Here is a 25,645-nt window from a genome sequence, read left to right on the forward strand (position 1 = left end):
CCAGGAGTGGGAGTACGACGACGATGAGCGCTGAGACCGGTGCGGGAGGGTCCGTCCTCGAGACCGTCGCGCGCGAGCTCGGCACCGCGACCGGCGGCACTGCGCAGTTCGAGGCCAACTTCGGCCGGACGACCGCGACCGTCCCTCCGGAGCAGTGGATCGCCGCGCTGACCGCCGCCCGCGACGCCCTAGGTGCGACCTACTTCGACTGGCTGACCGGTGTAGACGAGCTCGAGGACGGCTACACGATCGCCGCGTTCGTATGCGCCGCGGAGGACTCGGCGCGGCTCTCGCGTGGACAGGGCATCCTGCTCAAGACGCGGGTGCCGCGCGATAAGGCACAGCTGCCGACCGCGACGACGGTGTACCGCGGCGCCAACTGGCACGAGCGCGAGACATACGAGATGTTCGGCGTCGTGTTCGACGGGCACCCCGACCTCAAGCCGCTGCTCCTGCCGGACGGCTTCGAGGGCCACCCGCTGCGCAAGGACTTCATCCTGGCCTCGCGGGTGGTCAAGGCGTGGCCCGGGGCGAAGGAGCCCGGCGAATCCGACCACGACCACCGCAGAGCCTCGCCGGGACGCCGCCGGATGCTCCCGCCGGGCGTGCCAGGAGACGAATGGCTCAAGCCGTTGGGAACGGCCGAGCCGGACGGCGGCACCGACGCCCCGACCCAGAACGGCCGGGGCGGCGCGAACGCGGATGGGGGCGACGCGTGAACTGGTGGCTCGAAGTCGTCCTGCGGCTCGTCGTCATCCTCGGCTTCTTCCTCCTCGTGCCGCTCGTCGTGGGCCAGATGGAGCACAAGGCGATGGCGCACATGCAGGGGCGCCTCGGCCCGATGGAGGCGGGCGGCTTCCACGGCTGGGCGCAGCTGATCGCCGACGGCGTCAAGTTCGCCCAGAAGGAGTCCGTGGTCCCGGCCGCCGCCGACCGCGCGGTCTTCCAGATCGCCCCGGCCGTCGCGCTGCTGCCTTACCTGATCGTGCTGGTGACGATCCCGATCGGGCCGGGCAGCCAGGTCGGCGTCGCGCTCGACCTCGGGCTCTTCTTCGTCCTGGCGGTCATGGGCGTCGGCGTGCTCGGCACCCTGATGGGCGGCTGGGCCAGCGCGAACAAGTACTCGCTGCTCGGCGGCATCCGCACCGCCGCCCAGCTGATGGCCTATGAGCTGCCCCTGCTGCTGTCCGCCGCGTCGGTCGCGATGGCCGCCGGAACGGTGTCGCTGGACGGGATCCTCGACAACTGGCACTGGTACTGGCTGCCCTGGCAGATCGTCGGCGGGTTCGTGTTCTTCACCGCCGGCCTCGCCGAACTCCAGCGCCCGCCGTTCGACATGCCGGTCGCCGACTCGGAGATCATCTTCGGCGCGTACACCGAGTACACCGGGCTGCGCTTCGCGTTCTTCCTGCTCGCCGAGTACGCCGGGATCGTCGTGCTGTGCCTGCTGACCGCGATCCTGTTCCTCGGCGGCTGGCACGGCCCGTTCAGCGCCCACCTCGGCTGGCTGTGGACCCTGATCAAGACCTTCGTCCTGGCGTTCGTGGTGATCTGGCTGAGAGTCAGCTACCCGCGGCTGCGCGAAGACCAGCTGCAGAAGCTCGCCTGGACGTGGCTCATCCCGCTGTCCCTCGCCCAAATCGCGCTCACCGGGGTGGTGAAGGTGCTGTGACCGAGTATCCCGGATCCGGCCTGGTCAAGGGACTGGCCACCACGTTCAAGACGATGACCCGCCGGTCGCACACGGTCCAGTATCCGGACCAGGCGCCGGTGCTGCCGCCGCGCAGCCGCGGCGTCATCGCGCTGATCGAGGAGAACTGCACCGTCTGCATGCTGTGCGCGCGCGAATGCCCCGACTGGTGCATCTACATCGACTCGCACAAGGAGACCATCCCCGCACCGCCCGGGGGCGGCCGCGACCGCACCCGCAACATGCTGGACCGCTTCGACATCGACTTCTCGCTGTGCATGTACTGCGGGATCTGCATCGAGGTCTGCCCCTTCGACGCGCTCGAGTGGTCCCCGGAGTTCGAGTACGCGGATTTCGACATCAAGAACCTCCTGCACGACAAGGACCGGCTCGGCCAGTGGGTCGCCTCCGTGCCCGCGCCGGTCGCCCTCGACGACAGGGCCGAAGAGCCCAAAGAGGTCGCCCTGGCGCAGAAGGCGGCGGCCAAGCGGCTGGCCGACTCGGGCCGGGCTGCGCAGGAGGCCGGGACGCCGGGACCGGAGGGGGACGGGTGAACCACTCGTACCTCTCGCCCACCGGGGTGGAGATCGCCTTCGTCCTGATCGGCCTGATCACCGTCGGCTCCGCGCTACTCGTGGTCACCGTGCAGAACCTGATGCACGCCGCGCTGTGGCTGGTGGTCAGCCTCGGATCGATCGCGGGCGAATACCTGCTGCTCGGCGCGGAACTGGTCGCCTGGGTGCAGATCCTGATCTACGTCGGCGCGGTCGTCGTGCTCATCCTGTTCGGGCTGGTGCTCACCAAGGCGCCGATCGGACCGACGACCGAGTTGGACGTGAAACACAAGCTGCCCGCTGCGCTCGTCGCGGCGGGGGCGACCGGGGTGCTGGTCACCGTGCTGGTCGACGCGTACCACAACGTCTGGATCGACTCGCATGCCGCAATCGCCCAAGGCACCGCGGCGGCGAACGGCGCGGCGCTGTTCAAGTACTGGGTCCTGCCGTTCGAGACGCTGTCCGTGCTGCTGCTCGCGGCGCTGGTCGGCGCGATCGTGATCTCCCGGCGCGGCCGGGCCGAGGGCGCCTCCGAGTGGAGCACCGCTCTTGAGTCGGGGCCCGTCCTGGAGCCCATCGCGCCGAGCGCTGCTCTCGTAGCGAGCACGACAGCCAACCAGGGAGCCGAGGCCGACGACTGATGCATGCCGTCTACCCGCTCCTGCTCGGGGCCCTGCTGTTCGCGATCGGCCTCTACGGCGTCCTCGCCCGCCGCAACGCGATCACCATCCTGATGGCGATCGAACTGCTGCTCAACGCGGTCACCGTCAACCTCATCGCGTTCGGCTCGCTGATCCGCGACCAGTACAACGTCGGACAGGTCTTCACCCTCTTCGTGATCACGATCGCCGCCGCCGAGACCGGCCTAGGCCTCGCCATCGTGCTGATGATCTATAGGCAGCGCGGCACCGCCTCCGTGGACGAGCAGCGCGTGCTCGCGGAACCGCTGCGCGGCCCGACCGACGACGCGGGCGGAGCGAGCGCCGAGCCGGCCAACGCCGGGTCCGCGCCGAACGCGGCGGGGGCGGTCCGGTGAACGTCTTCGCCCTGCTGACCATCGCGCTGCCGGCGATCGGCTCGGCCGCGACCTTCGCCGGGGGCCGGGACCGGTGGCACGCCCAGTTCTGGTCCGTGGCGCCGACGGCCGTCGCGCTGTTCACCTCGCTCGTGGTGCTCGCCGAGCACGGGACCGACGGAGCCTCGGTCGCCGCCACCAGCCTGACCCCGGCCGGCTCGTACACCCTCTGGCTCGGCACCCGCGTCACCGGGCTCTCGGCACAGGTCGCCATCCTGGTCACAGTCGTCGCGCTGTGCGTGCAGGTGTACTCGCTCACCTACATGAAGCACGACAAGCGCTATTCGACGTACGCCGCGCTGGTGTCCTTGTTCACCGCCGCGATGCTGTTGGTCGTATTCTCCGACGATCTGATCGTGTTGCTGGTCGGCTGGGAAGTCATGGGCGCCTGCTCCTACTTCCTGATCGGCCACTACTGGGAACGCCGCGACGCCCGCTACGCCGCGATCAAAGCCTTCCTGGTCACCAAGACCGGCGACGTGCCGTTCCTGATCGGCATCGCGATCCTGGGCGTCCAAGCCGGGACGTTCCGCGTCGACAGCGTGCTGAACTACGTCGCCTCAGGGCAGCTGCGCTACGCCCCGCTGATCGCGACGCTGCTGCTGTGCGGCGTGGTCGGCAAGTCCGCGCAGTTCCCGCTGCACTCCTGGCTGCCCGACGCGATGGCCGGCCCGACACCCATCAGCGCGCTCATCCACGCCGCGACGATGGTCGCCGCCGGGATGTACCTCGTCGCGCTGCTTTACCCCGTCTTCATCGCGGCGCCGGGCGTGCTGATCCTCATGGCGGTCATCGCGGCGATCACCATGGTCGGCTCCGCGCTCGCCGCGTTCGCCCAGACGGACGTCAAGCGGGTGCTGGCGTATTCGACGGTCAGTCAGTTGGCCTACATGCTCGGCGGCCTCGCGGTCGGCGGGCGCTCGGCCGCGGTGTTCCATCTGCTGACTCACGGCGCCTTCAAGGCCCTGCTGTTCCTCGGCGCCGGAGTCATCATCCACCGGGTCGGCTCCAACGAGATGTCCGCGATGGGCGGGCTGCGCTACCGGCTGCCGATCACCTTCTGGACCATGACGATCGCGCTCGCCTCGCTGGTCGGCGTCCCCCTGTTCTCCGGCTGGTTCTCCAAGGAGGCGATCCTCGGCGCGGCCTGGAACGCCTCCGGGGAGTTCGCCGCGCCGGGCCGGATCGTCGCGATCTTCGGGATGATCACGATCGCCCTGACGGCGGCCTACGCCACCCGGCTGTGGCTGAAGATGTTCTTCGGGCCGTTCCCCGAAGCCTCACCGGCGGACAGCCGCGTCGAGGCGCCGAGCACCGAACTCGTCCCGCTGATCGTGCTGGCCGTCCCGGCCGCGGTCTTCGGCTTCATCGCGCTCGGCCAGGGTTTCTTTGGATCCTGGATCGGCGGCTATTACGGCGAGGCGATCTCCGCCACGGTGTCCCCGGACCTGCGCCCGGAAGGGCTCACGTCGCTGCTCGGGTTCGTGCTCGCGGCGCTCTCGGCGACAGTGGTCTGGGACAGGTGGAGACGCGACCCACAAGCGGATCCGGCCGTCATGCTCGGCCCACTGCGTAACGCGGCGCTCGAGGGCTTCTACGTCGACGACGTGATCGACCTCGTGCTCGTACAGCCAACCAGAGCGCTGGCGCGCGTCATCGCGTTCCTCGACACCGAAGTCATCGACGCGTACGTGCGCGGCGCGGGGATCAGCGCCCGAGGGCTCGGCGGCCTGATGCGGCGTGTACAGACCGGCAACATCCAGCTTTATCTCACCGCCCTGTTCAGCGGAGTGATCGTCATCGCCATCGTCTTCGCCGGGCAGGTGCGCTGATGGCCACGTTGCTCGTGCTCCTGCTCATCATCCCGGCCGCAGGCATCATCGGGCTCTACTGTGTCCCCGTCGCCCAGTCCGCGCGGATCGGCGCCGCCGTAGGCACGCTCGTCTTCCTGCTCTCGCTCGTGCTGCTCCCGCTGTTCGACTACAACCATCCGGGCCAGATGCAGGGCGAGGTCAACCGATCCTGGGTTCCGGCCTTCGATCTGCACTTCCACGTCGGCATCGACGGCATCTCGTTCCCGCTGCTCCTGCTGACCACGCTGCTTACAGCGCTCTGCCTTCTCTACAGCGCGCGCACGACGACTAAGGACGAGTCCGGGCGGGCGTACACGGCGCTGCTCCTGCTGCTCGAAATCGGCATGGTCGGCACCTTCGTCGCGCAGGACCTGCTGCTGTTCTTCATCTTCTTCGAGATCGTGCTGATCCCGATGTACGGCCTGATCCTCAAATGGGGCACCGGCGAGCGGCGGCGCGCGGCGAACAAGTTCATCCTGTACACCCTGCTCGGCTCGGCGCTGATGCTGCTCGGCTTCCTGCTCATCCACGCCAAGACCGGCACCTTCGACATGGTCGCGCTGTCCCGGCAGCACGGGGCCGGCATGACCGCCTCGGTCCAGGCCGCCGCGTTCCTCCTGGTCGGCCTCGGCTTCGCGGTCAAGACCCCGATGTGGCCGCTGCACACCTGGCTCCCCGACGCGCACACCTCCGCGCCGACCACCGGTTCGGTCCTGCTCGCCGGCGTGTTGCTGAAGATGGGCACCTACGGCTTCATCCGGATCGGCGTCGGAATGGTGCCTGAAGGCGCGCACCACTACGCCATGGCGCTCGGTGCCTTTGGGACCGTCGGCATCGTCTACGGCGCACTGGCGTGCATGGCACAGGTAAGGCGCGGTGGCGACTTCAAGCGCTTGGTGGCTTATTCGTCGGTCGGGCACATGGGCTTCGTGCTGCTCGGCATCGCGACGCTGACCCGGATCGGCATCGACGGCGCGCTGTTCGCCTCGGTCGCGCACGGCCTGATCACCGGTCTGCTGTTCTTCATCGCGGGCGGGTTCAAGGAGCGCACGGGCACCACGGAGCTGTACGCGCTCGGCCGCGGGCTCTACGAACGCGCCCGCCGCTTCGGCGTGCTGATCGCCTTCGCCGCGATGGCCTCGCTCGGACTGCCGGGCCTGGCCGGGTTCTGGGGCGAGGCTTATGCGATGATCGGCGCGGTGAAACCCGCGAACGGGCTGCCGGGCGCCGGGTTCCACCTGCTGCTGGTGTTCGCGGGGCTCGGGATGGTCCTCACCGCGGCATATCTTCTGATGGTCGTGCGGCGCCTGTGCATGGGCCTGCCGGGCGACGCCGTCCCGGACCTGCACTACGCGCAGGTGCCGGATCTGACGCCGCGTGAGCTGATCAGCTGGACGCCGCTGGCCGGGCTCACCCTGGTGGCCGGGCTCTGGCCCGCGGTGATCCTGGCGCTGGCCGACCCGGCCGTCCACAACCTGCTGGGAGGGGCCCGCTAGCCATGTCCGCCGCCATCCAGTCGATCGACTTCACCGCGATCCTGCCGGTCCTCATCGTCGCCGGCGGCGCGCTGATCCTGCTCGTCGCGGACCTCTTCCTGGACGACATCGACCGGCCGCTGCTGTCGTGGGGGGCTGCCGGGATCCTGGTCGCGGCGCTCGTCGCGCAGACCGTGCTCTGGGCAGAGCGCACCTCGCAACCCCGGCAGACGTTCTGCCTCAACGGCGCGGCCTCGGCACGCATCGGGCTGTGCTCGTACTCGGTGGACAACCTCTCGCTGACGCTGCAGACGCTGGCGCTCGCGGCCACCCTGCTGGTCGTGCTGATGGCGCCGCGCAAGTACGACGTCCCCTTCGGCGAGTATCACTTCCTCCTGCTCAGCTCGCTGACCGGGGCGCTGGTCCTCGTCGCCGCGCGCGACTTCGTCTCGGTGACCGTCGCGCTGGAGACCCTGTCGCTGCCCGCCTTCGCGCTGGTCGGCTTCGGCCGCCGGGCCGGGGGAGAGGCGGCGCTGAAGTTCTTCCTGATGTCGGTCGCCTCCACGGCGATCATGCTCTTCGGCATCTCACTGGTCTACGGCACGACCGGGTCGGTGTACTTCGCCGGGATCCAGCGGACGATGGCGGCGACGGGCTTCCACGCCCCCGTATTCGCAGTCGCCGCGGTGCTTACCCTCGTCGGCTTCGGCTTCAAGATCTCCGCGGTGCCCTTCCACTTCTGGACGCCTGAGGTGTACGCGGGCGCCCCGGTCCCGGTCGCCGCATATCTGTCGGTCGTGTCGAAGGCCGCAGGGTTCGCTGGGCTGATTCTGACCGTCGAGATCGCGTTCCGCAGCTACCTGCCCTCGGTCGCCACGCTCATCGCCGTTCTCGCCGCGGTGACGATGAGCGTAGGCAACATGATCGCGCTCAGGCAGCGCTCCGCGGTGCGGCTGCTGGCCTGGTCCACGGTCGCGCAGGCAGGGTACGTGCTCGTGCCGCTTGCCGTGACCTCGTGGGACGGGGCGCCGTACTCGACGACGGCGATCGTCTCGGCGAACGCTCTCGGCCCGGCGGTCGGCGCGTCGGTGGCCTACCTCGTGCTGTACACCGTCATGAACCTGGGCGCCTTCGGCGTGGTCAGCACGCTGGCGACGGACGGTTCCGGCGGACAGCTCTCCCGCTACCGGGGGCTGTACCGCGACAACCCGCAGCTCGCCCTGCCGATGGCCTTCTTCCTGCTGTGCCTGGCCGGCCTGCCGCCCGGCGTGATGGGCCTGTTCGCCAAGGTCGCGGTGTTCAAGGCGGCCGTTTCGGGCAACCTCGTCTGGCTCGCCGCGATCATGGCGGTGAACGTGGTCATCGCCTTGTACTACTACCTGCGGTGGGCTGCCCTGCTGTTCGCCGGCCCGACTGTGGCGTCCATTCCGGCGGGCGGACCGGAAACCGCCGCCGCGCTCGGCGGCGTCGTAGGAAGCGGCGCTGAGGGAGGGGGCGCGGGGACGGTGATCCGCCCGATCCCGCTGCCGATCGCGCCGCGTCTTGCGGTGGCGATCGCCCTCGTCCTCGCCGTGGTCTTCTCGCTCTGGCCCAACCCCGCCCTGGACGCGCTGACCCTGCGCTGAGTACCGGGTACCGGCCAGGCTGAAGGTCTGGCCAAGTACTTCGGGAACCGCAGTGATCGTCCGGTCGTTGGGCTGGATGTGACGTATCGGGACGTGACGGATACACAACGGCGATGACTTTCCACCAGCACCACAACAACGCGAAGACGGCCCTGCTGCTCGGGGTCCTCGGCGCGCTGATCGTCACGGTCGGCGCGCTGTTGGACGGGCGTATGGGCTGCATGCTCGCGGTGTTGATCGCGCTGGGGACCAACGTCTTCGCCTTCTACTCCTGTGACCGCCTCGCCCTGCGCGCGATGCGGGCCCAGCCGCTCAGCGAACCGCAGGCCCCGGGCCTGTACCGGGTGGTGCGCGAGCTGGCGACCTCGGCCCGCCAGCCCATGCCTCGCCTGTACGTCTCGCCCACCGAGTCACCCAACGCCTTCGCCACCGGCCGCAACCCGCGCAACGCCTCCGTCTGCTGCACCACGGGCATCCTGCGCCTGCTCGACGAGCGCGAGCTGCGCAGCGTGCTCGGCCACGAGCTGGCGCACGTGTACAACCGGGACATCCTGTTGTCCTCCGTGGCCGGGGCGCTGGCCGCGGTGATCATGTGGTCGGTCAACCTGGCCTGGCTCATCCCGATCGGCCGGGAGGCGGACGAGGATCCCGGGCTGATCGGCCTGGTCATGGTGATGTTCCTGGGCCCGCTCGCGGCCACCCTCATCCAGCTGTCGATCAGCCGCTCGCGCGAGTTCCAGGCGGACGCCTTCGGGGCCCGGCTGACCGGCGACCCGCTGGCCCTGGCCTCGGCGCTGCGCAAGCTGGAGTACGCCGCGGCCCGCCTGCCGCTGCCGCGTGAGCCCGAGCTGGTCACCACGAGCCACCTGATGATCGCCTATCCGTTCGGCTGCCGGGCCCGCGGTTCGGCGCGCTTGTTCTCCACACACCCGCCGATGGCCGAACGGATCGCCCGGCTCGAGAGAATGGCCGGCGTGAGGTAGGGAGGATGACATGAGGACTGTTCTCAACGTCATATGGCTGGTCTTCGCCGGCTTCTGGATGGCGATCGGCTACGCGCTGGTCGGGCTGATCTGCTTCGTCACGATCATCGGCATCCCGTTCGGGATCGCCTGCTTCCGGATCGCGAACTTCGTCCTGTGGCCGTTCGGCCGCACCATCGAGGTGCGCCGGGACGCCGGGGTCGGATCCGCGATCGGCACCGTCCTGTGGCTGCTGCTGGCCGGCTGGTGGCTGGCGGTCGCGCACGTGGTGATGGGCGTGGCGTTCTGCCTGACGATCATCGGCATCCCGCTGGGCCTGGCCTCGTTCAAGATCATCCCGATCACGCTGTTCCCGCTCGGCGTCGAGATCGTCCCGGTCGGGCGTGTCGCGACGGTTTAGCAGCACGCGTGGCAGCATCGGCGGTCGGCCGGTCAGGCGAGCACGTCGCGGGAGGTCAGCCGGGCCCACGCCGCCGAGCCGAACACCGCCACGTACAGCCCCTGGATCAACAGGTTGTGGATGATGTTCGGGGTGTAGACCGGATCGCGCAGCAGGTCGGCGAACGACGTCCACTGGTCGGTGAACAGCCAGGGCTGGATCGCCGAGAGCTGCGGGATCGACTGCAGGATGCCGGACAGGACGGTCAGGCCGACGGTGACCGCCATCGCCGCAATAGGGGTGTCCGTGAGGGTGGACACGAACAGGCCGATCGCCGCCAGGCCGAGCAGCGACGCCGCCACCAGCACCGTGATCAGCAGCGCCTTCACCAGCGCGGCGCCGAACGAGATGGTGTCCCCGGACAGCAGGGTCACATTCCCGGTCGGGAAGAGGATCAGCCCGACCACGAACGCCGACACCGCCACGGTGAACGACGCGACCAGGCAGAACACCACCAGCGCGCCGCCCTTGACCGCGAGCAGCCGGTTGCGGCCGACCGGCGCGACGAGCAGGTAGCGCAGGGTGCCCTGGTTGGCCTCGCCGGAGACGGCGTCCCCGGCCACCACGCCGATCGCCAGCGGCAGGAAGATCGGCAGGGTCAGGGTGAGCGCGGTGAACACCAGGAACAGCCCGTTGTTCGAGACCTGCTCGATGAACCCGCCGCCGCCGCGGTGCGCCGTGGTCAGCTTGATCGCGATGCCGAGGGCGATCGGGATCAGCGCCAGCGACGCCAGCAGCGCGATGTTGCGCCAGCGGCGGAACATCGTGACCAGCTCGTTGTAGGCGAGGCCGCCGCGCAGCGCGGTGAGCGAGACGGGGCTGGGGCGGCCGCTCGCCGCCAATGTATCTGCGGGCACAGCCTGCGCGCCCGCGCCGCCCTCGGCGACCGCCGCGGCACCTGTCACGGTGCCCGTCTCCTGCGCGCCCGCGTCCTGCGCGGTGACGCTACTCTGCGACATCGAAGCCCTCCCCGGTGAGCGCCACGAACGCGTCCTCCAGCGAGGGCCGCTCGACTCCGAACCCGAACACCCGCACCCCGGCGCCGACCAGCGCGGCGCAGACCGCGTCCGGCTCCAGGCCGTCCGCGTCGCAGTGCACCCGCTGGCCGTCGATCTGAACGTCCGCCGCGTCGGTCGCCCGCAGCACCTTCGCGGCCGCCTCGCCGTCCGGGGTGGTCACCGCGAGCCGTGCGCGCAACCCCGCACCGAGCTGCGCGACCGTGCCCTGGATGACCAGCCGACCCCGGCTCATCACCGCCGCGTGCGTGCAGACCTGCTCGATCTCGTCCAACAGGTGCGAGGAGAGGAAGACCGTCGTGCCGTCCGCGGCGAGCGCCTTGATCAGCGACCTGATCTCGCGCATGCCCTGCGGGTCGAGGCCGTTGGTCGGCTCGTCAAGCACCAGCAACTGCCTCGGCTGGAGCAGCGCCGCGGCTAGGCCGAGCCGCTGCTTCATGCCGAGCGAGTAGGCCTTTGCCTTCTTGTCTGCCGCGTTGCTCAGGCCCACCCGCTCCAGCGCCGTGCCGATCCGTGCGCCGCGGGTGCGAGGGTCTGCGGACCGGTCGGCCGCGTCGTACCGCTCCAGGTTCTGCGCCCCGGTCAGGTACGGATAGTGCGCCGGGCCCTCGATCAACGCGCCGACCTTCGGCAGCACCCGGGTCGAGGCCGAGGGCATCGCCTCGCCGAAGATGTCCACCTCGCCCGCCGTCGGCGAGATCAGTGCCATCAGCATCCGGATGGTGGTGGTCTTGCCCGACCCGTTGGGCCCGAGGAAGCCGAACACGGCTCCCGCGGGCACCTCCAGGTCGAGGCCGTCCACCGCGAGCTGTCCGCCGCGGTACCGCTTGGACAGGCCGCGGGTGGCGATCGCTGTAGTCATCTCCCCGTACCTATTCTCGCCGGGCCTACTTCGTACCCTGCGCGGACGCGGCGGCCTCGAGCACCGACGGGGTGACCGACCCGACGAAGAGCCGGCCGTCGTTCGTGATCAGCACGGACAGGAAGTTGGTGGTGTAGAGCTTCCCGCTGCCGAACCCGCCGCTGACATTGGTCCCGGCGCCGAGCAGGGCGTCAAGGTAACTCGACGCATTGCCGTTGAACAGGCCGGTGGCGTTGTTGTCGCCGCCGTTGTCCTGGCCGTTCGCGGACGAGGCCGCCGACCGAAGCTGGTTCAGGTCGATGCCGTGCAGCTCCACCACGCTGAGCCAGTCCTGGCCGAGCACCTGCGGGTCCAGGCTCGCGCCGGTCGGCAGGTCCGACTTCGTCTGCGCGCCGTTGCCGGTCATCGGGCTGACCGTCGACCCCTTGGGCGGGGTGAAGTCGAAGCGCGAGGCGGGCGGCGCGGAGAACGAGACGGAGGTGAACCCGATCTCGAACGCGGCGGTGTTCGACCCGGTGGGGTACACGGCGACCTGGAGCGGCGCGCCGTTCTGCGCGTCGATCGCGACCTCGACCCTGCCGATCAGCGAGCCCTTCTCCTTGGGCGTGACGACCAGGACGTACGCGGCGCGGTGGGCGACCGAGAGGGTCTGGTCCACGGCGATGTTCGTGGTCGGCGACACGGCCGAGAGGAGCTGCTGGGCCGCTTGCTGCGGCGTCAGCGGCACCCCCTGCTCAGGCGCGTCGTTCGTCTTGCCGGAGTGGTCACGCATCGTCCCGGTTCCCTGGGAGGTGGCGTGGCTGACCGAGTTCTGCTGGCTGTCGTAGAGCCAGACGTCCTTGCCGTTGTGGACGACGTCGTACTCCGCCATCGTGTCGAGCAGGGCTATCCGCTGCTTCTGCGGCCCGTCGGCGGCGACCTGGAGGATGTGGGTTCCGCTGAGCAGCGAAAGCGGGTTCGCCCGGCCGGAGACGTCCGGCAGCGCGGGCAGGCCGAGATTCGTGGTCAGCGAGACGGTGCCGGAGAAGGCGTCGACCTTCGACTGCATCGCCTTGGTCAGCAGCTTCTGCGCGGTTATCTGCGGGAGAGCGGGTGCGGCCGAGGCGATGTTCGGGGCGATCGCGGCCCCCGCTGCCACGATCGCGATCACCGAGACGGGCGCGAGGGCGCGCACCGAACCGCGCCGGAACGCGGACGGCGGAGCGCTGCGGCCCGGCTTGCCTGAACCTGCGGTAGCGTTTCCGCTCTCCTCGGACGACAACTGGCTGCTCTGCTCGGACGACATCGTGCGTGACTCCCCGATCCCGATCGCGTGCTGATTTGTCTACCCGAGCATCACACCACCGCGTGCCGTCCGGCGGATCCCTCCGGCGGGGGTTCTTTACGTCATCCTCACGGACGAGTCACGGAACCGTGGGACTACGGGAGTAAGGGATTGCAACGCTACGGAGCGACCGGCGCGACACCGATGAGATACGCGCTGGAGAGCACGGAAATCGCGCAGACCACGGCAACGGCCGCCGTCTGCACCCGCGTCGACCGTCTGGCCAGCCAGATCGCCGGCGGGACGACAAGCCCGACCGCAGGGATGAGGAAGCGCGGCTTGCTCGCCCAGGGACCTGAGTCCAGCAGCGGCAGCGCGAGTGCGGCGAGCGTCAGCACGGTCAGCTGCCAGGGCAGTCGGCGGTCGCGCACCAGATCGCGCAGCAGGAAGAGTCCGATGAGGATGGCGGGCACGATCCAGAGCGTGGCGATCAGATGCGCCTCGGTGACCCTGCCGTGCCCGAAGTCCGAGCCGTCGATCTGGCTCACCAGGGTCTTCAGGCTGTACTTCCCGAGATCGACCTTTGAGTTCCACCCTGGGGCGGATTCGGCGTAGAACCAGGCGTCCCAGCGGTGGAAGCGCAGCGCGAGGAACGCCCAGTATCCGATGATGCCCAGCGGTGCGGCGACCAGCATGCCGACCGCCCCCGCAGTGGCGCGCAGTCCGCCCGGCGCTCGCCCGCGACCGATGCGGACGAGTTCGAGCGTGGCCGCCGCCATCACGGTCAGCACGAGAGCCGCGGCGGTGGAATGGCAGAGCCCGGCGAGGATGACCAGGACTGTCGCGACCAGGCGACGGCCCCGGACCAGGGCGATGACCGTCCAGACGGCCAGCGCCGCGATGAGCGTCTGCACGTAGACCATCGACTCGATCATCGCGTCCACGCCGACGGCCCACAGGACGACGGACAGCAGCGCCGCGCGCCGGCCGAGGCGCGGTTCCACCAGGACGGCCAGGCCGACGGCCGCCGCGATCCCGGCGAGCACGCTGATCAGCACGCCGGACGCCTCATAGGGCAGCCGCGTGACCTCCGAGACGCTGCGCATGAGGTACGGGTAGAGCGGAAAGAACGCGATATCCATACGCGCGGGCTTGCCGCTCGGCAGTAGGACGAACTTGTGCTCGTAGCCATGCCCGGCGATGCGGACGTAGATCAGCCCGTCCCACCGGTCGAGCGCCTTAGACGGCGACATCCCCTTATACGCGGCGAGGAACGATAAGACGACCGCCATAAACAGACCGTGCACGGCCGTGTAAAGGTAGCCCGCGGCCACCGCCGTCGAGCGGCGGGGCGCGGAGCGCAGCCGGGCGGCGAGACCTGTGACCGCGCCGCGAGCGCTTTCGCGTCGGACGTCGTCCGACTGCGTGACCGTGGTTCGAGGCACTGTGGTTCGAGACATGGCGCTGCCATGATAAGGGCTCGTCGTGTCGAAGACGTTTTCGCACTGCCCCGCATTCGCCGCATGTCCACCTCATGTTCCGGCGATAGGGTTCCCGGGTGACGAGACTGCTCCCGACGAGCATGTATGAGACGGCTGACGAGCGCCCACGCTCGACCGATCTGCCGGGCTTCGCGCGAGCCGAGGCACCGTCGCTGGTGGTGGGGGGCCTCGTCGGCCTGTACTTCCTCGTGGTCCGCCTGCGCCTGCCGTGGGAGTCGGATTTCGCGCTGCACATGGCCGTGCTCGGCAGGTTGCTCACGAACCCCCTGCATCCCGGCGATCCGGTCCTCGCGATCGGTGGGACGAGCGCCTACTACACGCCGTACACGGTCGTGCTGATGCTGATCGGCAAGGCGACGGGGGCGTCGGCGCTCTCGCTCTACAAGTTCGCCGCGATCGTGAACGTCGGGCTGCTGCTCACCGGCCTGTTCCGGTTCGTCAGATCGCTGAGCCCGGCGCGCTGGGCTCCGCCGCTCGCCCTGGTCGGTCTCTTGTTCTGGTGGGGCACGACGGTCATCGCGTGGAGCGGCTTCCTCTCGCTGGTGTCCTTCGCCGACACGGTTGCCTACCCCAGCACCTTCGCCACTGCACTCACGCTGCACCTCTGGGCGTCGCTCGCGGCTAAGCCACTGCGGATGCGGCGGGCGATCGCGCTTGGGTTTCTGCTCGGCGTGATCGCACTGTCCCACCAGTTCACCGCGATCGGCACGCTCATCGGCGTTGTCGCATGCCTTATCGCGCGGCGGGGCACGATCCTGCGCGGCACCCAGGCGAATGCGGAATCGAACATAGAGAAGCCCGACGCAGACGCCAGCCGAGGGGCTTCGTATCGGCGCGTCTTAACGGTCGGGGCCCCGTTCTACGTCGGCGCAGCCGTGTGCCTTATCGTCATCGCCGCCTGGCCGTACTACCACCTTTGGAACATCACGCAGGTCGACCAGCTCTCAGCCCTCGACGGCCAGCACCACGCCCTCTACCGCCACGCGACGGCATGGTACGGATTCGGCCTGCTCGCGCTGATCGCCCTGGCGCTGCGATTCCTGCGCGACAAGACCGATCAGCTGGTGCTGCTGTTCCTGGGGACGGGCGCGATAGTCGCTTACGGTGCGGTCTCCGGGCATTGGTCCTACGGCCGCAGTTGGCCGATGGCGATGCTCGCTGCGCAGGTCGCCCTCGCCATCGCGGCCGCCGAAGCACGGACCCCGCGGCTACGTGTCGCGTGGGACGTGCCGATCGCACTGATCACAGCCGCCGGCGTTTGGGTGCAGTCCAGCGCGCTGCTTTACGTGGTCCCGAGCTCCCTTAAGAGCAGCGCGAGCCGGATCGTCGACACCAGCCAGAAGAAGGATCCGCTGCCGACGCTCGACTGGCTCGGCGCGCACGTCAAGCGCGGCGATGTCGTATTGGCCGATCGGCCCACGGCACAGGACATGGTCGCCGCGCACGGCGGCTACGGCGTGGCGAGCCCGTGGATCCTGCCGGACTTCCCGTTCAGCCTGTGGACCTCGCGCAGGGACGCGGTCGCCCGGTTCTTCGCCTCCGACGCGACGCCCGCCGCCCACGCCGACCTGCTGACCCGGTACGACGTGAAATGGATCCTGCTCGGCCCCGGTGAGAACCTGCCCGCGGACGTCACCGCGACGTTCAGCGCGGGCGACAACCTCGGCTACCGCCTCTACCGCGTCGGGTAACCCAGCAGCCCGGTGGTTCAGCGGTAATTCGTGTACCGGCACAACTAGCTTTCTGACCTGCACGATCATGACGAAAGGTCGTCTGACGTGCAGAAACACTTCCCAACACTTCTCAGCGTTTGTGGCGGATTCTCATCGCCATGTGCCCTGAGTGTGCCCTGGGGTGCCCTGCCCGGCGGCGGCCCACACCAGGGAGACAACACCATGAACCACACTCCACCGACCGGCCCGTTCGAAACCGAAGCCGACGCGCGCGCCGCCGCGCAGCACATCCGCAACCAAGCGCACGAGACCGGCCAGCCTGGCGCCATGACCCGGCTCAACGCCGGTTCGGTGACCAGGGCGAACGGGGGCATCCGGCAGTGATCTCCCTGATTCTGCTCTACGCCGGGCCGACGTACCTCGTCGTCTCCGGGGCATTGCGCCTCACGGACCTACCCAAGGGAGGCGAGGTGCCTCCCCGCCGGACCGAGACGATCCTTGCAATCCTCACGGTCGCGGTGGCGTTCGCCGGGACCGCTTGGCTTGCCTTCACAGCCGGAGAGATGTCGTGACCGGCCGCCGTGATCCGTTGGTGTTCCTCGGCCTGGCGGTCGTGGCCCTGGCCGCCGCAGTCTCCAGTTTCGGCGCGCTCTACGGCGCGGCGCTGGCCGCCGGGTGGTCGCGCGCCACGTCCCCACTGCTGCCGATCACCGTGGACGCGACCGCCGCCGTAGCCACCCGGGTGTGGCTGTCCCCGGACACCCCCACCGACAAGGCTCGCAGGTTCGCCCGGTCCGTCGCGTTCGGCGCCATCGCGGTGTCCCTGCTCGGGAACGGCATCTTCCACATGGCCGAGGCGGGCTACCTACGCCCCGGGGTGTGGCTGGTGATCGGCGCCGGGGGTACATCCCCGATCGCTCTCGCGGTAGTAGCGCACTTGGCTGTGCTCAGGGGTGCCATGCCCGAGGCCGCCGAGGCCGACATACTCGTGACGTCGGCCGCCGTACCCGAATCAGTCGGCGGGGTCGAATCGAGCGCGGTCAGCGACAAGTCCGAATCGGATCGGGTACCCGACACGCCGTCCACGGGCGCCAGGGGTATGCGCGCGGTGCGGGACGGCGCCAAGAGCCGCCAGAAGTTGCCCGACGCCGCCGACGGGTGGGAGACGCTTCTAGGCGCCGCGCAGCAGGTCAACGCCGCCGCAATAGCCGAGACGGGCCGACCGGCCGGAGTCAGCCGACTGCGCGCAGACCTGCGCATCGGCCAGGCCAAAGCTCAGCAGCTCCGTGACCACTTGGCCGGGCAGGTACCCCTGGCCGGGCACGCGAACGGAGTACCCGTACCCGCGTGAGGTGAGGTAGGCAATGGCTCCCCCGGGCGCGCCCCGGGGGAGCCATTGTCATCTGTGCACCGTTGACCCCTGTTACTGCCCGGGTGGATCATCCCTGAGACCGAGCAAGTTCGTGCAACCTGAAGACGGGAAGGACGATCATGCGGATATCGTTCGTCGGCGGAGACACGGGTCAGGGTGGATCGCCCCGGCTGTATCGGGATGAGGAGAGCGGCGACTACATCGTGCAGGGCTACCTGGTCAGCGAGCCGGGGGACCTGGCGCAGATGAAGATCCCGGAGGGTGAGACCGTGGTCAGGGTGCCCGCGTCTCTCTGGAAGTACCTGCCGAAGGAGGGCGCCGATGCTGACGCTGAGCGCTGAGGACTGGGCGCGGCTGTTTAACGAGTGCCACGAGTCCGCATCGCACCTTGAGATGCGCGACCACTATGCGGTGGCCGAGGAGCTGGCCGACATCGCCAGGTGGCGCGCCGGGAAGTTCGGGCCGGAGGAGGACGCCGAGAGCAAGCGCGGCTGGCTGGACCTGATGCGGGCGACCAAGGCGCGCGGTGTGCGCCTGCGCCGGGCTCGGATCGTCTCCGAACCGATCGGCGAGTACGTCCGATTCGAGTACGAGGGCACGCCCCAGAACATTGCGGCGGGCGAGGAGGTCCGCTGGCTGCCCCGAGTGCGCGCCTCTGGGCTCGCGCTGCCAGGCAATGACTATTGGATCTTCGATGGCAAGACCGTGTTGTTCAACCACTTCACCGGAGACGGCGGCTGGCTCGGCAATGAGCTGACCGATGACCCACACGTCGCGGAGCTGTGCACGAGCGCCTTCGAGTCCGTGTGGGGGCTGGCTACCCCGCACGGCGAGTACAAGCCATCCTGACGCCATGTCCACCTCGGTCCAGGCCGCCCGCGAAGCTCTCGGCAACCGGCTGCGCGACATACGCAAGGATGCCCGGCTGACCGGGCGGCAACTGGCCGACCTGTGCGGATGGCACTTCACCAAGGTCTCCAAGCTCGAACACGGCACCACCGCACCGTCTGAGGGCGACTTGGAGCTGTGGTGCCTGCACTGCCGCGCGCAGGCCCAGCTTCCCGACCTGGTCGCGACTGCTCGCGGCATCGAGAAAATGTACGTCGAACTCAAACGCCTGATGCGAGCGGGTACCGCCAGGTATCAGCGCGAATTCCTGGAAAACGAGGCCGTCGCCCGCCGTCACCGCGTGTTCACCATGTTCATGGTGCCGGGGGTCCTTCAGACCAAGGCTTATGCCACGGTGCGACTGACCGAGTTCTCCGAGATGACCCAGACCCCCGCCAACGTGGAACAGACCGTCGAGGTCCGCATGCAGCGAGGCCAATTGATCCGCTCCGGCGACCGGATGTTCCATTTCGTGGTCTGCGAGGCCGCGCTCCGCACCGCCATGGCGCCACCGGAGGTGATGCGGGAGCAACTGGAGTACCTGCTCGAAGCGTCCCGGCTCACCCGCGTGCACCTCGGGATCGTCCCGGCGAAGGCGCGGCAGTACATGCCGCTGTGCGAGTTCTGGATCATGGATGACGATCTCGCCGAGACGGAGACCTACTCCGCCGCGATCAGGATGTCCCAGCCGAGCGAGATCGCGGTGTATGCGCGGGTCTTCGACCACTACTCCCGCGTGGCGGTGTACGGCGATGACGCCCGCGCTCTGATCCGCAGCGCCCTCTCCGAATTCGAGCAACAGTAAGCAACAAAGTAGCCCGGAGTTGCTCCGGAAACCTACCGTGCGGATGACGACGGTTAGCGACCGGAGGAACACGCATGGCCAGCACCACAACCGCAGCCGAAGCCCCTCCGCGCGTTCCCGTCCGCGTGCTCGCCTGGGGCAGCACAGACCGGGACGTCGAGTGTGCCCTCGACGATGCCGGGCGCGGGTGGAGCCGAGAGACGTGGCGGATCACCTTGGAACGTGTCCCGGGTCCGGTCGAGGTGCGCGACGGCGCGGAGATCGCCTCCCGCCGCACGGCGAGGTGGGGCTACGTCGCGGTGCCGGGCTACGTCTATGTCTGAGTACTACCGCATTGACGCCCGCCGGGCGATGACATTGGAGCTTGCCCACACAGCCCTTGCAGCCGCGCTAGAACCCCTCGGAGTGGAGTGCGGCGCCGACGTGTTGGCCATTTGGTTGGACCGGCGACGTCGGGGCCGTGAGCCTCTGCCTGAGGCTGCTCTGCGTGCCCTGGCTGACCTTGCTGCCGCACTACTGGCAGAGCGTTCTGCTGACCTCGGTGAACGGGTCACCGCACGTGGTTGACGAACAAGCCGAATTGGAGACGTTTACCGCCCAGCTACGGGCAGCGAGGCGTCGATTACGGGTTTCGCAGGAGGTGTTTGGTCCTGCGCTTGGGGTGTCGGCGTTGGCGATCGGCAGTTGGGAAACCGGCAAAGACACCCCTGGCCTGTGCAACTTCGTCCGCTGGTGTGAGGCATTGGGATACGCCGTGGACGTGACGGGTTTCTCTTCGGACACAGTGCTGGTGCCCCGTGCGGATGAGCTGTTCGACGCATTCCACATCCGTCGCCTCATGCGGGCGTTGGCAGAAGCGCGGGAAGCGAAAGGGTTAACGCAACCGCAGGTTGGGGCCGCGTTGGGCGTTAGTGGCTGGTCAATACACATGTGGGAGCGGGCGTTCCGCGTGCCGCGCCTGCTACGCCTCATTGCCTGGTGCCCCGTCGTGGGGTGTCGCCTAACCATCAGGGCACGATGATGCGCCCATGGTCTGAGCTGGCGCACCTGGTCGAGCCTCCGTGCCTTCCGTTCCCATGGATGCCGACACCATCGAACCCTGATGCGGAGTTGTTGCGTCGCGTGATCATCGGGTTAGAGCGACTTCAAGTGTCGAGCGGGCGACACGCCCGCCGCTGAGACCCTGTCGCAGAGCATCCGCCACGGCGGACACGCCACGACAGGATACGCCCCCGGCCGCCGCATACCTCCCCCACCGGCCGGGGGCGTTCAGACGACAAGGTCGGCGAGGTCAGCATTGGGTCGCAGATGCCGCGCCACCGCGAGCAGCACCTGGGCGCCGCGCCGGTCCGGATCAGTCTCCATCGGCGACGCCGCCAAGGTCTCGACCACGCTCACCTGCTCTGTCCCTTCAATTCGACCGGCCCCACCGGGACGCGCACCGGTGGGGCCGTGCCGCGCGGCTGGAGAACGCGCGCGTCACCGTGGACGTGGCAGCCAACCCGCCCACGGCGTCCATGTCAGCCGACGCGTGGCGGCACCGGCATGAATACGGTTCCCGGGTCCGTCGGGCGCAGCGCGTGGCCCGGTTGCGGCAAGACCCGCGCGGCCAGCCGTTGGCGTTCCTCGGCCTCGATGCGGCGCCGTTCGTCGGCAGCGATCCTCACGGCCACACCCGTCTTGTTCGCCAAGATCGAGACCAGCTCCGTCGTGATCGCCGCCGCCGGTTCGTCCACCCGCTGCCCCAAAAGTGTGCGGCGCAAGCCGTCGAATGCGGCAGTGAATGCGCTGGTCGGCGCCGCCGAGTGCTTCACGGCAGCCAGTGCCACCCGCTCGGTCTCCTCAGCGGCGGCCAGCTTGGCGCGGGTGTCGACGAGCACCGATTCGGCTTGGAGCCGGGCAGCGTGGGCGCCTTCGAGTGCCGCCTGCTGCCGCGCCTCGACATCGGCCGCCGCTCTGGCGCGGAGCAGCAAGTCCGTCTGAACACTCGGGTCAGCGTGATCACGCTGTGCGGCGCGTTCTTGCTCGGCGACCCGACGATGGTTGTCTGCGGCGGCCCGGAACCGATCGTCGGCGGCGCGCTCGTTCTTGATCGCCACCGCGAGGGCGCGCTCCGCGTCGTCCACCACTTCGGTGAGCCGGTCGGCACGCGCGGTCGCTTGCTCGGCGATGGCACGCAGCTCGGCGACGTGTTCCACGCGGTCGGCTTGGTCGAGTAGCTGCGCGGCCTGCTGCTGGAGCGCGAGCGCTTCAGACCGGAGTTTCAGCACATGGAAATCAGCTGACTGCAAAAACTCGCTAAACAGGGTGCGCAGCTCCGGGGGGAGCGCGGCCAACGGATCGGCGGTCACGCGGCATCACCGGCACTGGTCGGCGCGGTGTCGAACGGCCGCTGAACCGGCACCGCCGACACGTCGAACGGTTTGGCCGGGACGAACCGCGACGCGTTCAAATCCATGTGCGCGACAGCCACAGAGCCCGGCCGCGACACCGACGTTTCCGGGTGGTCGGCGCCCTGGCCGGTGTTGATCACGGCGTACGGCTCCGGCATTGGGGCAACACAGTGTGCCGCGAGCGAATCGGCGAGCGGCCCGGCCGACTTCCCTTGCGCGTCGTGACTGGCAGAGGCTTGAGCATGCAACGGCGTCCCGCCGTCGTCGGCCGGTTCCGGCTTGCTTCGACGCCGACGCTTCTCGACCTCGGCGCGGCCTTCATGGGTCACCTCAAGCACAAGATCACCGGCTCTTCGTCACGAGCGGACCATATACGTGCTGCCACGTCGCTTCTCGCACGCCGGGGTCCACGTCATAGAGGTCAGCCGCGAGCGGATGCGTCTCGATCGGGCGGCTCGGCACAGCCGCTTTGAAAATGATCGCCGGTCGGCCGGACTTGCCGGTCACCGGCGGCAGCGCAGAGCCACACTGTGTGCAGAACGCCGCGCCCCGCTGACCCTTCCCGCACCCTCGCAGGCAACTCACCCGCGCCGACTTCTCAGCCCTCTTACTCCTGGCCATCGGTGCTCCCCATCGGGGGCACGGCAAGCAACTGATCCACGGCAGCGACCGGGATACGGACCAGCCGATCCCCAAGCCGCACAGCCGGGAGCTGGCCAGATTTGATCATCTTGCGCACGACCCGCTCGCCGCAGCGAAACCGGGCGGCGACCTCACGTTCCGTCAACAACACGTCGTCCACGGATACCCCTTCCGACGCCGCTGTGCGTCGCAACGCACTCCAACGCCGATGATACCCGTGCGGGGTACTCTGAAGACAGCGTTCATGCAGTACAAAGCGATACGCAAACGCATACCGTGTAGTTGACAAACGAAACAAGGTTCGGCAGGAAGGCACCACAGCCAAAACGCCGACGCGGAAGGCATAAGGAAGCAGACATGCCAGCACCATCCGCACAACAAGCTCTCGTCGCCGAACGACGTGGGCGCGTCCTGCGCATGCGCATCGCCGCTATCCCGGTGCCCACCATCGCTCGGGAACTCGGCATCGCCGAACAGACCGTTTACACCGATACAAGTCGCGCGCTGGAGTCCCGCGTCAGAGAGCTGGACGCAGCAGTCAACGAGTACCGCGCCTTGGAGTTGGAAAAGCTGGAGACCATGGAGCGCGTCGCATGGGGCGTCGTCCACCACGCGCGCCCGCATGTGTCCGTGTCCGGCAGGGTTGCTCGCCATCCGGAGACGGGCGAGGTTCTATTGGACGACGGCCCGCCGCTGGCTGCGATTGACCGGCTGTTGAGAATCCAGGAACGCCGGGCCAGGTTGATGGGGCTCGATGCCGCCGCGAAGACCACTGTCACCGTCGAGGCCACGTCGCCACAGGACGTTGACGCCGAGATCTGCCGCCTTTTCAGCGAGCTGGTCGCGGGTCGCCCGGAATTGCCGCCGGGCCACCCAGAGGCTTGAACGAGCCGAACTCTTCACTAATCGGCGACCGGGCATTCGGCCGCCTGCCCGGCCGACTCGGTCGTCACGCCGCCGGGTTCAGAGCCCGACGCCACGCATCGGGTTATCCGTCCACTTGTCTACGGCCCTGATGTATCCGAGCACGGCAGTCGAGCGCTCCGACCAGCGCCCTTGAGCCGCAATCGCGGACACGGGCGCCCCTGCTTTATATGCGGACGTTGCTCCGCCTGCGCGTAGCCCATGGGCGCTGTAGAGCTCCGCTCCGGGCAGGCATGCGCGTTCGGCTGCCGCGCGGACGGCGCGGCCGATTCCGTCCGGACTGATCGAGGCTCCAAGGTTGCCGTGCCGGTCCACGGACCGCAGCAGAGGGCCGGAGGTGATGCCGTGGTCGGCGAGCGCGTCGAGGTAGCGGCGCACGACGCGGACCGGGTCGGTGGCGCTGTGCACCCCGCGCGGGATGGCGATTTCGGCGCCGATCGCGTCCTGGTCGGTTTTGCTCGACCTGATCAAGATCATCAGTCCGTCGTCCGTCTCGGACACGTCCTCGATCCGCAGTGCGGCCAGTTCCGAGCGGCGCCCCATCAGGGTGAAGCCCAACACCAAGAGCGCGGCGTCCCGCGTGCCGATCAGGGTGTGCGGGGTCGCGTCGATCATGGCGCGTAGCCGCTCGATCGTAACCGGCGGCGCCTTGTGGGTGCGCTCGCCCCGGTCGGCCCGGTCGCGCCGATGCGTCTTCAGGACCCGGCGCGCGGCCTCGGTGTCCGGCTGGCCTCTGAAGCCGGTCAGCCGGTGTTGGGTGCGAATCGCGGTGATCGCCTGGTCGATGCTGCTCGACCCCAGGTCGAGGTCACACAGATGGTTGACGAACTCGGCCAGGGTCTCCGCCGTGGCGGGGTACGGGGTGCGGCCCGTCTCGGCGCACCAGGTTTCGAACCGGTCGAGCTGGCGGACATACGCACGCCGGGTGTTGTCGGGGGTCGCCGCCTCGATCCGCGCGCGGGTCCGGTCGGACACCGAGCGATCGGGGGTGGCGGGTTCGAGGGCGGCGTGCGGCCGGGTGCGGCTCTGCATCGCGGCGAATCCGGCGGCGAGGGAAGTCGAGTCGGAGGTCGGGTCGGCGGTCATGACCCCATTCTAGATCGCGATATTTAGCCATATCAAGACTCAGAGTGGTGGGCCTCTGGGTGCGTTGCGTGGCGCCTGGAGTCGGCTGGACGCGTTTAGAGTCCGTGCCCGACGGGTCGTCAGTCGATCACTTCGACCGGTCGGGGTCCGTCTCGCTTCCCCGTCTGCGGGACGCCGTCGGGATCGGTGGCTACGCTGCCCGGCATGGCACGCATGACGCCGGAAGAGGCGAAGTCAACCAACGTGATCATCAGCTACCTGGCAGGTCGGGGCGAGCCGCTACCGGCCGAAGTAGTGCACTCCCTCGAAACGCTCGCCAACCGGGCGCACAACCGGCTCCAGCACGGTTGGGACGAGGCGAAGGTGCGCCAGCATTGGCCCGACGCGTATCCGCGGCTGGTTGCAGCAGCGCCAACGGACGGTGGATCAGGGGGCGGCGACACGACAACGGAGGCCGAATCCCGCTAGGTCCGTGCGGCGATGCTTCTCACAGTCGGGGGGTCACCGCGCGATACCCGGCCTCACCCGTTCAGCCTCCCCACTGTGCCATCACCAGACCCACCGGGTGATCATGGCGGCATGGTGAACCTCAAGGTAACGTTCACGGAGGGCCAAGAACCACAGCTTCGTGACGTAGTCCGTCATCTCGTAGGCATGCTCGAACTGGCCGACCTTGCGGAACGGCTTGCGAGCGCGAACGATCACAAAGCGCTAGGCGAGGTCAACGCATGGTGTAGCACACGAATCGCTGCACGACGACGCCAGGGAGTCGTCTTCCCACCAACCATCGACGAGCAGGACGCCAGTGCGCAGGTCGTGGATCTTGTGCTCGTTGGATCGGCAGTGACCGTTTTCCTTCGATGGGATGCGCTGAGCGGCAGCCGAGTAGCAGACACCCTTGACGGTCTTCTTCTCCGCGCCCGTGGCAGGGTGAGTCACGTGATGACGATCGGTGGCGAAGCCGTGGACGTCCTCCAGTCCGAGCGTATCGGCATGTACGCCTCCGAAGTTGCGGCCGACCTGCCGCACAATCTGGTCACGGAGTTGACCTAATCGCCGCCTACCTATCGGCCGGTCACCGTCGTCCGCTCGGCTCCCTCCGTCGTCACCGCGCGCTTAGTAACTGGCATTAACACATTCACCGTGACCGGGGCGATGGTGGAACAGCAGTACTCCGCGACCGAGAAGGCCCCCGATGACCGACAACTCGACCAGCTTCAACAACACCGTCAAGGACGACCACCTGAACGCCGCGTTCAACTTCGGCGGCGCCGAGCGCGGTGGACGCCGCCGTGCCCGCGTCACCCCCGACCCGGACGCCGCGGTGCTGCCGCTGCCCGTCGCCCCCTCGCCGCGACGGGGCATTCAGCGCGGCGAGTCCAGCCGGGACGACACCCCGTGCGGTACCCGCTAAAGACGCCGTTCGCTCCGCCACCGGCACCACCTCCGGATAGGCCCCATGGTGGTCACCGCGACCGCGGTGGGGCCGCCGGGGTGGTACGCCGGGGGCTTGGCCGGGGTGCG

33 protein-coding genes are annotated in these 25,645 nt (G+C 68.7%); 23 read left to right on the forward strand and 10 right to left on the reverse strand.

Annotation, left to right across the window (positions count from 1 at the left end; genetic code table 11):
- The first annotated feature begins 23 nt into the window (after positions 1-23).
- The 10 genes from VGZ32_RS10690 (at position 24) to VGZ32_RS10735 (ending at position 9,655) form a co-directional block, all read left to right on the forward strand.
- A complete protein-coding gene (locus VGZ32_RS10690) occupies positions 24-719 on the forward strand; it encodes an NADH-quinone oxidoreductase subunit C (protein WP_326885772.1) in 696 nt (231 codons plus the stop codon).
- Positions 716-1,672: a complex I subunit 1 family protein gene (locus VGZ32_RS10695; protein ID WP_326885773.1), complete on the forward strand. Its 957-nt coding sequence runs from the start codon at positions 716-718 to the stop codon at positions 1,670-1,672. Before VGZ32_RS10690 ends, VGZ32_RS10695 begins: the two co-directional genes overlap by 4 nt.
- A complete protein-coding gene (locus VGZ32_RS10700; RefSeq protein WP_326885774.1) occupies positions 1,669-2,244 on the forward strand; it encodes a NuoI/complex I 23 kDa subunit family protein in 576 nt (191 codons plus the stop codon). The genes VGZ32_RS10695 and VGZ32_RS10700 overlap by 4 nt, the downstream gene beginning before the upstream one ends.
- The gene (locus tag VGZ32_RS10705) at positions 2,241-2,885 is read left to right on the forward strand and encodes an NADH-quinone oxidoreductase subunit J (protein WP_326885775.1); all 645 of its coding nucleotides are present in this window, start codon (positions 2,241-2,243) and stop codon (positions 2,883-2,885) included. Before VGZ32_RS10700 ends, VGZ32_RS10705 begins: the two co-directional genes overlap by 4 nt.
- Positions 2,885-3,280 (forward strand): NADH-quinone oxidoreductase subunit NuoK, encoded by a 396-nt coding sequence (gene nuoK, locus VGZ32_RS10710; protein WP_326885776.1) that lies wholly within the window; start codon positions 2,885-2,887, stop codon positions 3,278-3,280. Before VGZ32_RS10705 ends, nuoK begins: the two co-directional genes overlap by 1 nt.
- Entirely contained in the window at positions 3,277-5,151 is a 1,875-nt protein-coding gene (locus VGZ32_RS10715) for an NADH-quinone oxidoreductase subunit L (RefSeq protein WP_326885777.1), read from the forward strand. Before nuoK ends, VGZ32_RS10715 begins: the two co-directional genes overlap by 4 nt.
- Positions 5,151-6,668 (forward strand): NADH-quinone oxidoreductase subunit M, encoded by a 1,518-nt coding sequence (locus VGZ32_RS10720; protein ID WP_326885778.1) that lies wholly within the window; start codon positions 5,151-5,153, stop codon positions 6,666-6,668. Before VGZ32_RS10715 ends, VGZ32_RS10720 begins: the two co-directional genes overlap by 1 nt.
- Positions 6,669-6,670: 2 nt before the next feature.
- Positions 6,671-8,272, forward strand: a complete 1,602-nt coding sequence (locus tag VGZ32_RS10725; protein ID WP_326885779.1) for an NADH-quinone oxidoreductase subunit N — start codon at positions 6,671-6,673, stop codon at positions 8,270-8,272.
- Positions 8,273-8,385: 113 nt separating this feature from the next.
- Complete coding sequence (gene htpX, locus VGZ32_RS10730) at positions 8,386-9,255, forward strand: zinc metalloprotease HtpX (protein ID WP_326885780.1); 870 nt, start codon at positions 8,386-8,388, stop codon at positions 9,253-9,255.
- A gap of 10 nt (positions 9,256-9,265) precedes the next feature.
- On the forward strand, positions 9,266-9,655 hold the full coding sequence (locus tag VGZ32_RS10735; protein ID WP_326885781.1) for a YccF domain-containing protein: 390 nt from the start codon (positions 9,266-9,268) through the stop codon (positions 9,653-9,655).
- Positions 9,656-9,687: 32 nt separating this feature from the next.
- Here the strand turns inward: VGZ32_RS10735 and VGZ32_RS10740 are convergent, their stop codons facing one another.
- The 4 genes from VGZ32_RS10740 to VGZ32_RS10755 form a co-directional block, all read right to left on the reverse strand.
- Entirely contained in the window at positions 9,688-10,653 is a 966-nt protein-coding gene (locus tag VGZ32_RS10740; RefSeq protein ID WP_326885782.1) for an ABC transporter permease, read from the reverse strand.
- Positions 10,640-11,572 (reverse strand): ABC transporter ATP-binding protein, encoded by a 933-nt coding sequence (locus tag VGZ32_RS10745; RefSeq protein ID WP_326885783.1) that lies wholly within the window; start codon positions 11,570-11,572, stop codon positions 10,640-10,642. Before VGZ32_RS10745 ends, VGZ32_RS10740 begins: the two co-directional genes overlap by 14 nt.
- Before the next feature lie 25 nt (positions 11,573-11,597).
- Positions 11,598-12,857: a hypothetical protein gene (locus VGZ32_RS10750; protein WP_326885784.1), complete on the reverse strand. Its 1,260-nt coding sequence runs from the start codon at positions 12,855-12,857 to the stop codon at positions 11,598-11,600.
- A gap of 158 nt (positions 12,858-13,015) precedes the next feature.
- Positions 13,016-14,296: a hypothetical protein gene (locus VGZ32_RS10755; RefSeq protein WP_326885785.1), complete on the reverse strand. Its 1,281-nt coding sequence runs from the start codon at positions 14,294-14,296 to the stop codon at positions 13,016-13,018.
- A gap of 98 nt (positions 14,297-14,394) precedes the next feature.
- On the opposite strand from VGZ32_RS10755, the gene VGZ32_RS10760 reads away from it, so the two are divergent.
- The 9 genes from VGZ32_RS10760 to VGZ32_RS10800 all read left to right on the forward strand — a co-directional run bounded on the left by VGZ32_RS10760 (position 14,395) and on the right by VGZ32_RS10800 (position 20,097).
- Entirely contained in the window at positions 14,395-16,029 is a 1,635-nt protein-coding gene (locus tag VGZ32_RS10760) for a hypothetical protein (RefSeq protein WP_326885786.1), read from the forward strand.
- A 204-nt stretch (positions 16,030-16,233) separates the two neighbouring features.
- Positions 16,234-16,395 carry a hypothetical protein gene (locus VGZ32_RS10765; RefSeq protein WP_326885787.1) on the forward strand — a complete coding sequence of 54 codons (162 nt, stop codon included), beginning with the start codon at positions 16,234-16,236 and terminating at the stop codon, positions 16,393-16,395.
- The gene (locus tag VGZ32_RS10770) at positions 16,392-16,583 is read left to right on the forward strand and encodes a hypothetical protein (RefSeq protein ID WP_326885788.1); all 192 of its coding nucleotides are present in this window, start codon (positions 16,392-16,394) and stop codon (positions 16,581-16,583) included. The genes VGZ32_RS10765 and VGZ32_RS10770 overlap by 4 nt, the downstream gene beginning before the upstream one ends.
- Positions 16,580-17,362, forward strand: a complete 783-nt coding sequence (locus tag VGZ32_RS10775) for a DUF2637 domain-containing protein (protein WP_326885789.1) — start codon at positions 16,580-16,582, stop codon at positions 17,360-17,362. Before VGZ32_RS10770 ends, VGZ32_RS10775 begins: the two co-directional genes overlap by 4 nt.
- A gap of 140 nt (positions 17,363-17,502) precedes the next feature.
- Positions 17,503-17,724: a hypothetical protein gene (locus VGZ32_RS10780; RefSeq protein WP_326885790.1), complete on the forward strand. Its 222-nt coding sequence runs from the start codon at positions 17,503-17,505 to the stop codon at positions 17,722-17,724.
- Complete coding sequence (locus VGZ32_RS10785) at positions 17,705-18,232, forward strand: DUF6879 family protein (RefSeq protein WP_326885791.1); 528 nt, start codon at positions 17,705-17,707, stop codon at positions 18,230-18,232. Before VGZ32_RS10780 ends, VGZ32_RS10785 begins: the two co-directional genes overlap by 20 nt.
- Positions 18,233-18,236: 4 nt before the next feature.
- The gene (locus VGZ32_RS10790; protein ID WP_326885792.1) at positions 18,237-19,076 is read left to right on the forward strand and encodes a helix-turn-helix transcriptional regulator; all 840 of its coding nucleotides are present in this window, start codon (positions 18,237-18,239) and stop codon (positions 19,074-19,076) included.
- Between the two features lie 74 nt (positions 19,077-19,150).
- Positions 19,151-19,399, forward strand: a complete 249-nt coding sequence (locus VGZ32_RS10795) for a hypothetical protein (protein ID WP_326885793.1) — start codon at positions 19,151-19,153, stop codon at positions 19,397-19,399.
- Positions 19,400-19,563: 164 nt separating this feature from the next.
- Positions 19,564-20,097 (forward strand): helix-turn-helix transcriptional regulator, encoded by a 534-nt coding sequence (locus tag VGZ32_RS10800; protein ID WP_326885794.1) that lies wholly within the window; start codon positions 19,564-19,566, stop codon positions 20,095-20,097.
- A gap of 248 nt (positions 20,098-20,345) precedes the next feature.
- Here VGZ32_RS10800 and VGZ32_RS10805 read toward each other — a convergent pair whose 3' ends face one another.
- The 5 genes from VGZ32_RS10805 to VGZ32_RS10825 form a co-directional block, all read right to left on the reverse strand.
- Positions 20,346-20,474, reverse strand: a complete 129-nt coding sequence (locus VGZ32_RS10805; protein ID WP_326885795.1) for a hypothetical protein — start codon at positions 20,472-20,474, stop codon at positions 20,346-20,348.
- 122 nt (positions 20,475-20,596) lie between these two features.
- A complete protein-coding gene (locus VGZ32_RS10810; protein WP_326885796.1) occupies positions 20,597-21,427 on the reverse strand; it encodes a hypothetical protein in 831 nt (276 codons plus the stop codon).
- Positions 21,424-21,798 (reverse strand): hypothetical protein, encoded by a 375-nt coding sequence (locus VGZ32_RS10815; protein ID WP_326885797.1) that lies wholly within the window; start codon positions 21,796-21,798, stop codon positions 21,424-21,426. Before VGZ32_RS10815 ends, VGZ32_RS10810 begins: the two co-directional genes overlap by 4 nt.
- A 13-nt stretch (positions 21,799-21,811) precedes the next feature.
- Complete coding sequence (locus VGZ32_RS10820; protein WP_326885798.1) at positions 21,812-21,976, reverse strand: hypothetical protein; 165 nt, start codon at positions 21,974-21,976, stop codon at positions 21,812-21,814.
- A 100-nt stretch (positions 21,977-22,076) separates the two neighbouring features.
- The gene (locus VGZ32_RS10825; protein ID WP_326885799.1) at positions 22,077-22,271 is read right to left on the reverse strand and encodes a helix-turn-helix domain-containing protein; all 195 of its coding nucleotides are present in this window, start codon (positions 22,269-22,271) and stop codon (positions 22,077-22,079) included.
- Positions 22,272-22,468: 197 nt separating this feature from the next.
- Here VGZ32_RS10825 and VGZ32_RS10830 point away from each other — a divergent pair, with 197 nt between their 5' ends.
- Positions 22,469-22,996, forward strand: a complete 528-nt coding sequence (locus VGZ32_RS10830; RefSeq protein ID WP_326885800.1) for a hypothetical protein — start codon at positions 22,469-22,471, stop codon at positions 22,994-22,996.
- Between the two features lie 78 nt (positions 22,997-23,074).
- Here the strand turns inward: VGZ32_RS10830 and VGZ32_RS10835 are convergent, their stop codons facing one another.
- Positions 23,075-24,121 carry a tyrosine-type recombinase/integrase gene (locus tag VGZ32_RS10835; RefSeq protein ID WP_326885801.1) on the reverse strand — a complete coding sequence of 349 codons (1,047 nt, stop codon included), beginning with the start codon at positions 24,119-24,121 and terminating at the stop codon, positions 23,075-23,077.
- 204 nt (positions 24,122-24,325) lie between these two features.
- On the opposite strand from VGZ32_RS10835, the gene VGZ32_RS10840 reads away from it, so the two are divergent.
- The 3 genes from VGZ32_RS10840 to VGZ32_RS10850 all read left to right on the forward strand — a co-directional run bounded on the left by VGZ32_RS10840 (position 24,326) and on the right by VGZ32_RS10850 (position 25,535).
- A complete protein-coding gene (locus VGZ32_RS10840; protein ID WP_326885802.1) occupies positions 24,326-24,589 on the forward strand; it encodes a hypothetical protein in 264 nt (87 codons plus the stop codon).
- A gap of 111 nt (positions 24,590-24,700) precedes the next feature.
- Positions 24,701-25,174 (forward strand): hypothetical protein, encoded by a 474-nt coding sequence (locus VGZ32_RS10845; RefSeq protein ID WP_326885803.1) that lies wholly within the window; start codon positions 24,701-24,703, stop codon positions 25,172-25,174.
- A 142-nt stretch (positions 25,175-25,316) separates the two neighbouring features.
- On the forward strand, positions 25,317-25,535 hold the full coding sequence (locus VGZ32_RS10850) for a hypothetical protein (RefSeq protein ID WP_326885804.1): 219 nt from the start codon (positions 25,317-25,319) through the stop codon (positions 25,533-25,535).
- Positions 25,536-25,645: the final 110 nt, after the last annotated feature.

Origin of the sequence: Actinocrinis sp. (assembly GCF_035938995.1) — a bacterium.
Taxonomy (GTDB): Bacteria; Actinomycetota; Actinomycetes; order Streptomycetales; family Catenulisporaceae; genus DASZGI01.

Excerpts from the sequence above, each read along its gene's own strand:
- VGZ32_RS10690 (WP_326885772.1), top strand. The coding sequence starts at position 24 with ATGAGCGCTGAGACCGGTGCGGGAGGGTCCGTCCTCGAGACCGTCGCG.
- nuoK (WP_326885776.1), top strand. The coding sequence starts at position 2,885 with ATGCATGCCGTCTACCCGCTCCTGCTCGGGGCCCTGCTGTTCGCGATC.
- VGZ32_RS10720 (WP_326885778.1), top strand. The coding sequence starts at position 5,151 with ATGGCCACGTTGCTCGTGCTCCTGCTCATCATCCCGGCCGCAGGCATC.
- VGZ32_RS10725 (WP_326885779.1), top strand. The coding sequence starts at position 6,671 with ATGTCCGCCGCCATCCAGTCGATCGACTTCACCGCGATCCTGCCGGTC.
- htpX (WP_326885780.1), top strand. The coding sequence starts at position 8,386 with ATGACTTTCCACCAGCACCACAACAACGCGAAGACGGCCCTGCTGCTC.
- VGZ32_RS10735 (WP_326885781.1), top strand. The coding sequence starts at position 9,266 with ATGAGGACTGTTCTCAACGTCATATGGCTGGTCTTCGCCGGCTTCTGG.
- VGZ32_RS10740 (WP_326885782.1), bottom strand. The coding sequence starts at position 10,653 with ATGTCGCAGAGTAGCGTCACCGCGCAGGACGCGGGCGCGCAGGAGACG.
- VGZ32_RS10745 (WP_326885783.1), bottom strand. The coding sequence starts at position 11,572 with ATGACTACAGCGATCGCCACCCGCGGCCTGTCCAAGCGGTACCGCGGC.
- VGZ32_RS10750 (WP_326885784.1), bottom strand. The coding sequence starts at position 12,857 with ATGTCGTCCGAGCAGAGCAGCCAGTTGTCGTCCGAGGAGAGCGGAAAC.
- VGZ32_RS10755 (WP_326885785.1), bottom strand. The coding sequence starts at position 14,296 with ATGTCTCGAACCACAGTGCCTCGAACCACGGTCACGCAGTCGGACGAC.
- VGZ32_RS10765 (WP_326885787.1), top strand. The coding sequence starts at position 16,234 with ATGAACCACACTCCACCGACCGGCCCGTTCGAAACCGAAGCCGACGCG.
- VGZ32_RS10780 (WP_326885790.1), top strand. The coding sequence starts at position 17,503 with ATGCGGATATCGTTCGTCGGCGGAGACACGGGTCAGGGTGGATCGCCC.
- VGZ32_RS10785 (WP_326885791.1), top strand. The coding sequence starts at position 17,705 with ATGCTGACGCTGAGCGCTGAGGACTGGGCGCGGCTGTTTAACGAGTGC.
- VGZ32_RS10790 (WP_326885792.1), top strand. The coding sequence starts at position 18,237 with ATGTCCACCTCGGTCCAGGCCGCCCGCGAAGCTCTCGGCAACCGGCTG.
- VGZ32_RS10795 (WP_326885793.1), top strand. The coding sequence starts at position 19,151 with ATGGCCAGCACCACAACCGCAGCCGAAGCCCCTCCGCGCGTTCCCGTC.
- VGZ32_RS10830 (WP_326885800.1), top strand. The coding sequence starts at position 22,469 with ATGCCAGCACCATCCGCACAACAAGCTCTCGTCGCCGAACGACGTGGG.
- VGZ32_RS10835 (WP_326885801.1), bottom strand. The coding sequence starts at position 24,121 with ATGACCGCCGACCCGACCTCCGACTCGACTTCCCTCGCCGCCGGATTC.
- VGZ32_RS10840 (WP_326885802.1), top strand. The coding sequence starts at position 24,326 with ATGGCACGCATGACGCCGGAAGAGGCGAAGTCAACCAACGTGATCATC.
- VGZ32_RS10845 (WP_326885803.1), top strand. The coding sequence starts at position 24,701 with ATGGTGAACCTCAAGGTAACGTTCACGGAGGGCCAAGAACCACAGCTT.
- VGZ32_RS10850 (WP_326885804.1), top strand. The coding sequence starts at position 25,317 with ATGACCGACAACTCGACCAGCTTCAACAACACCGTCAAGGACGACCAC.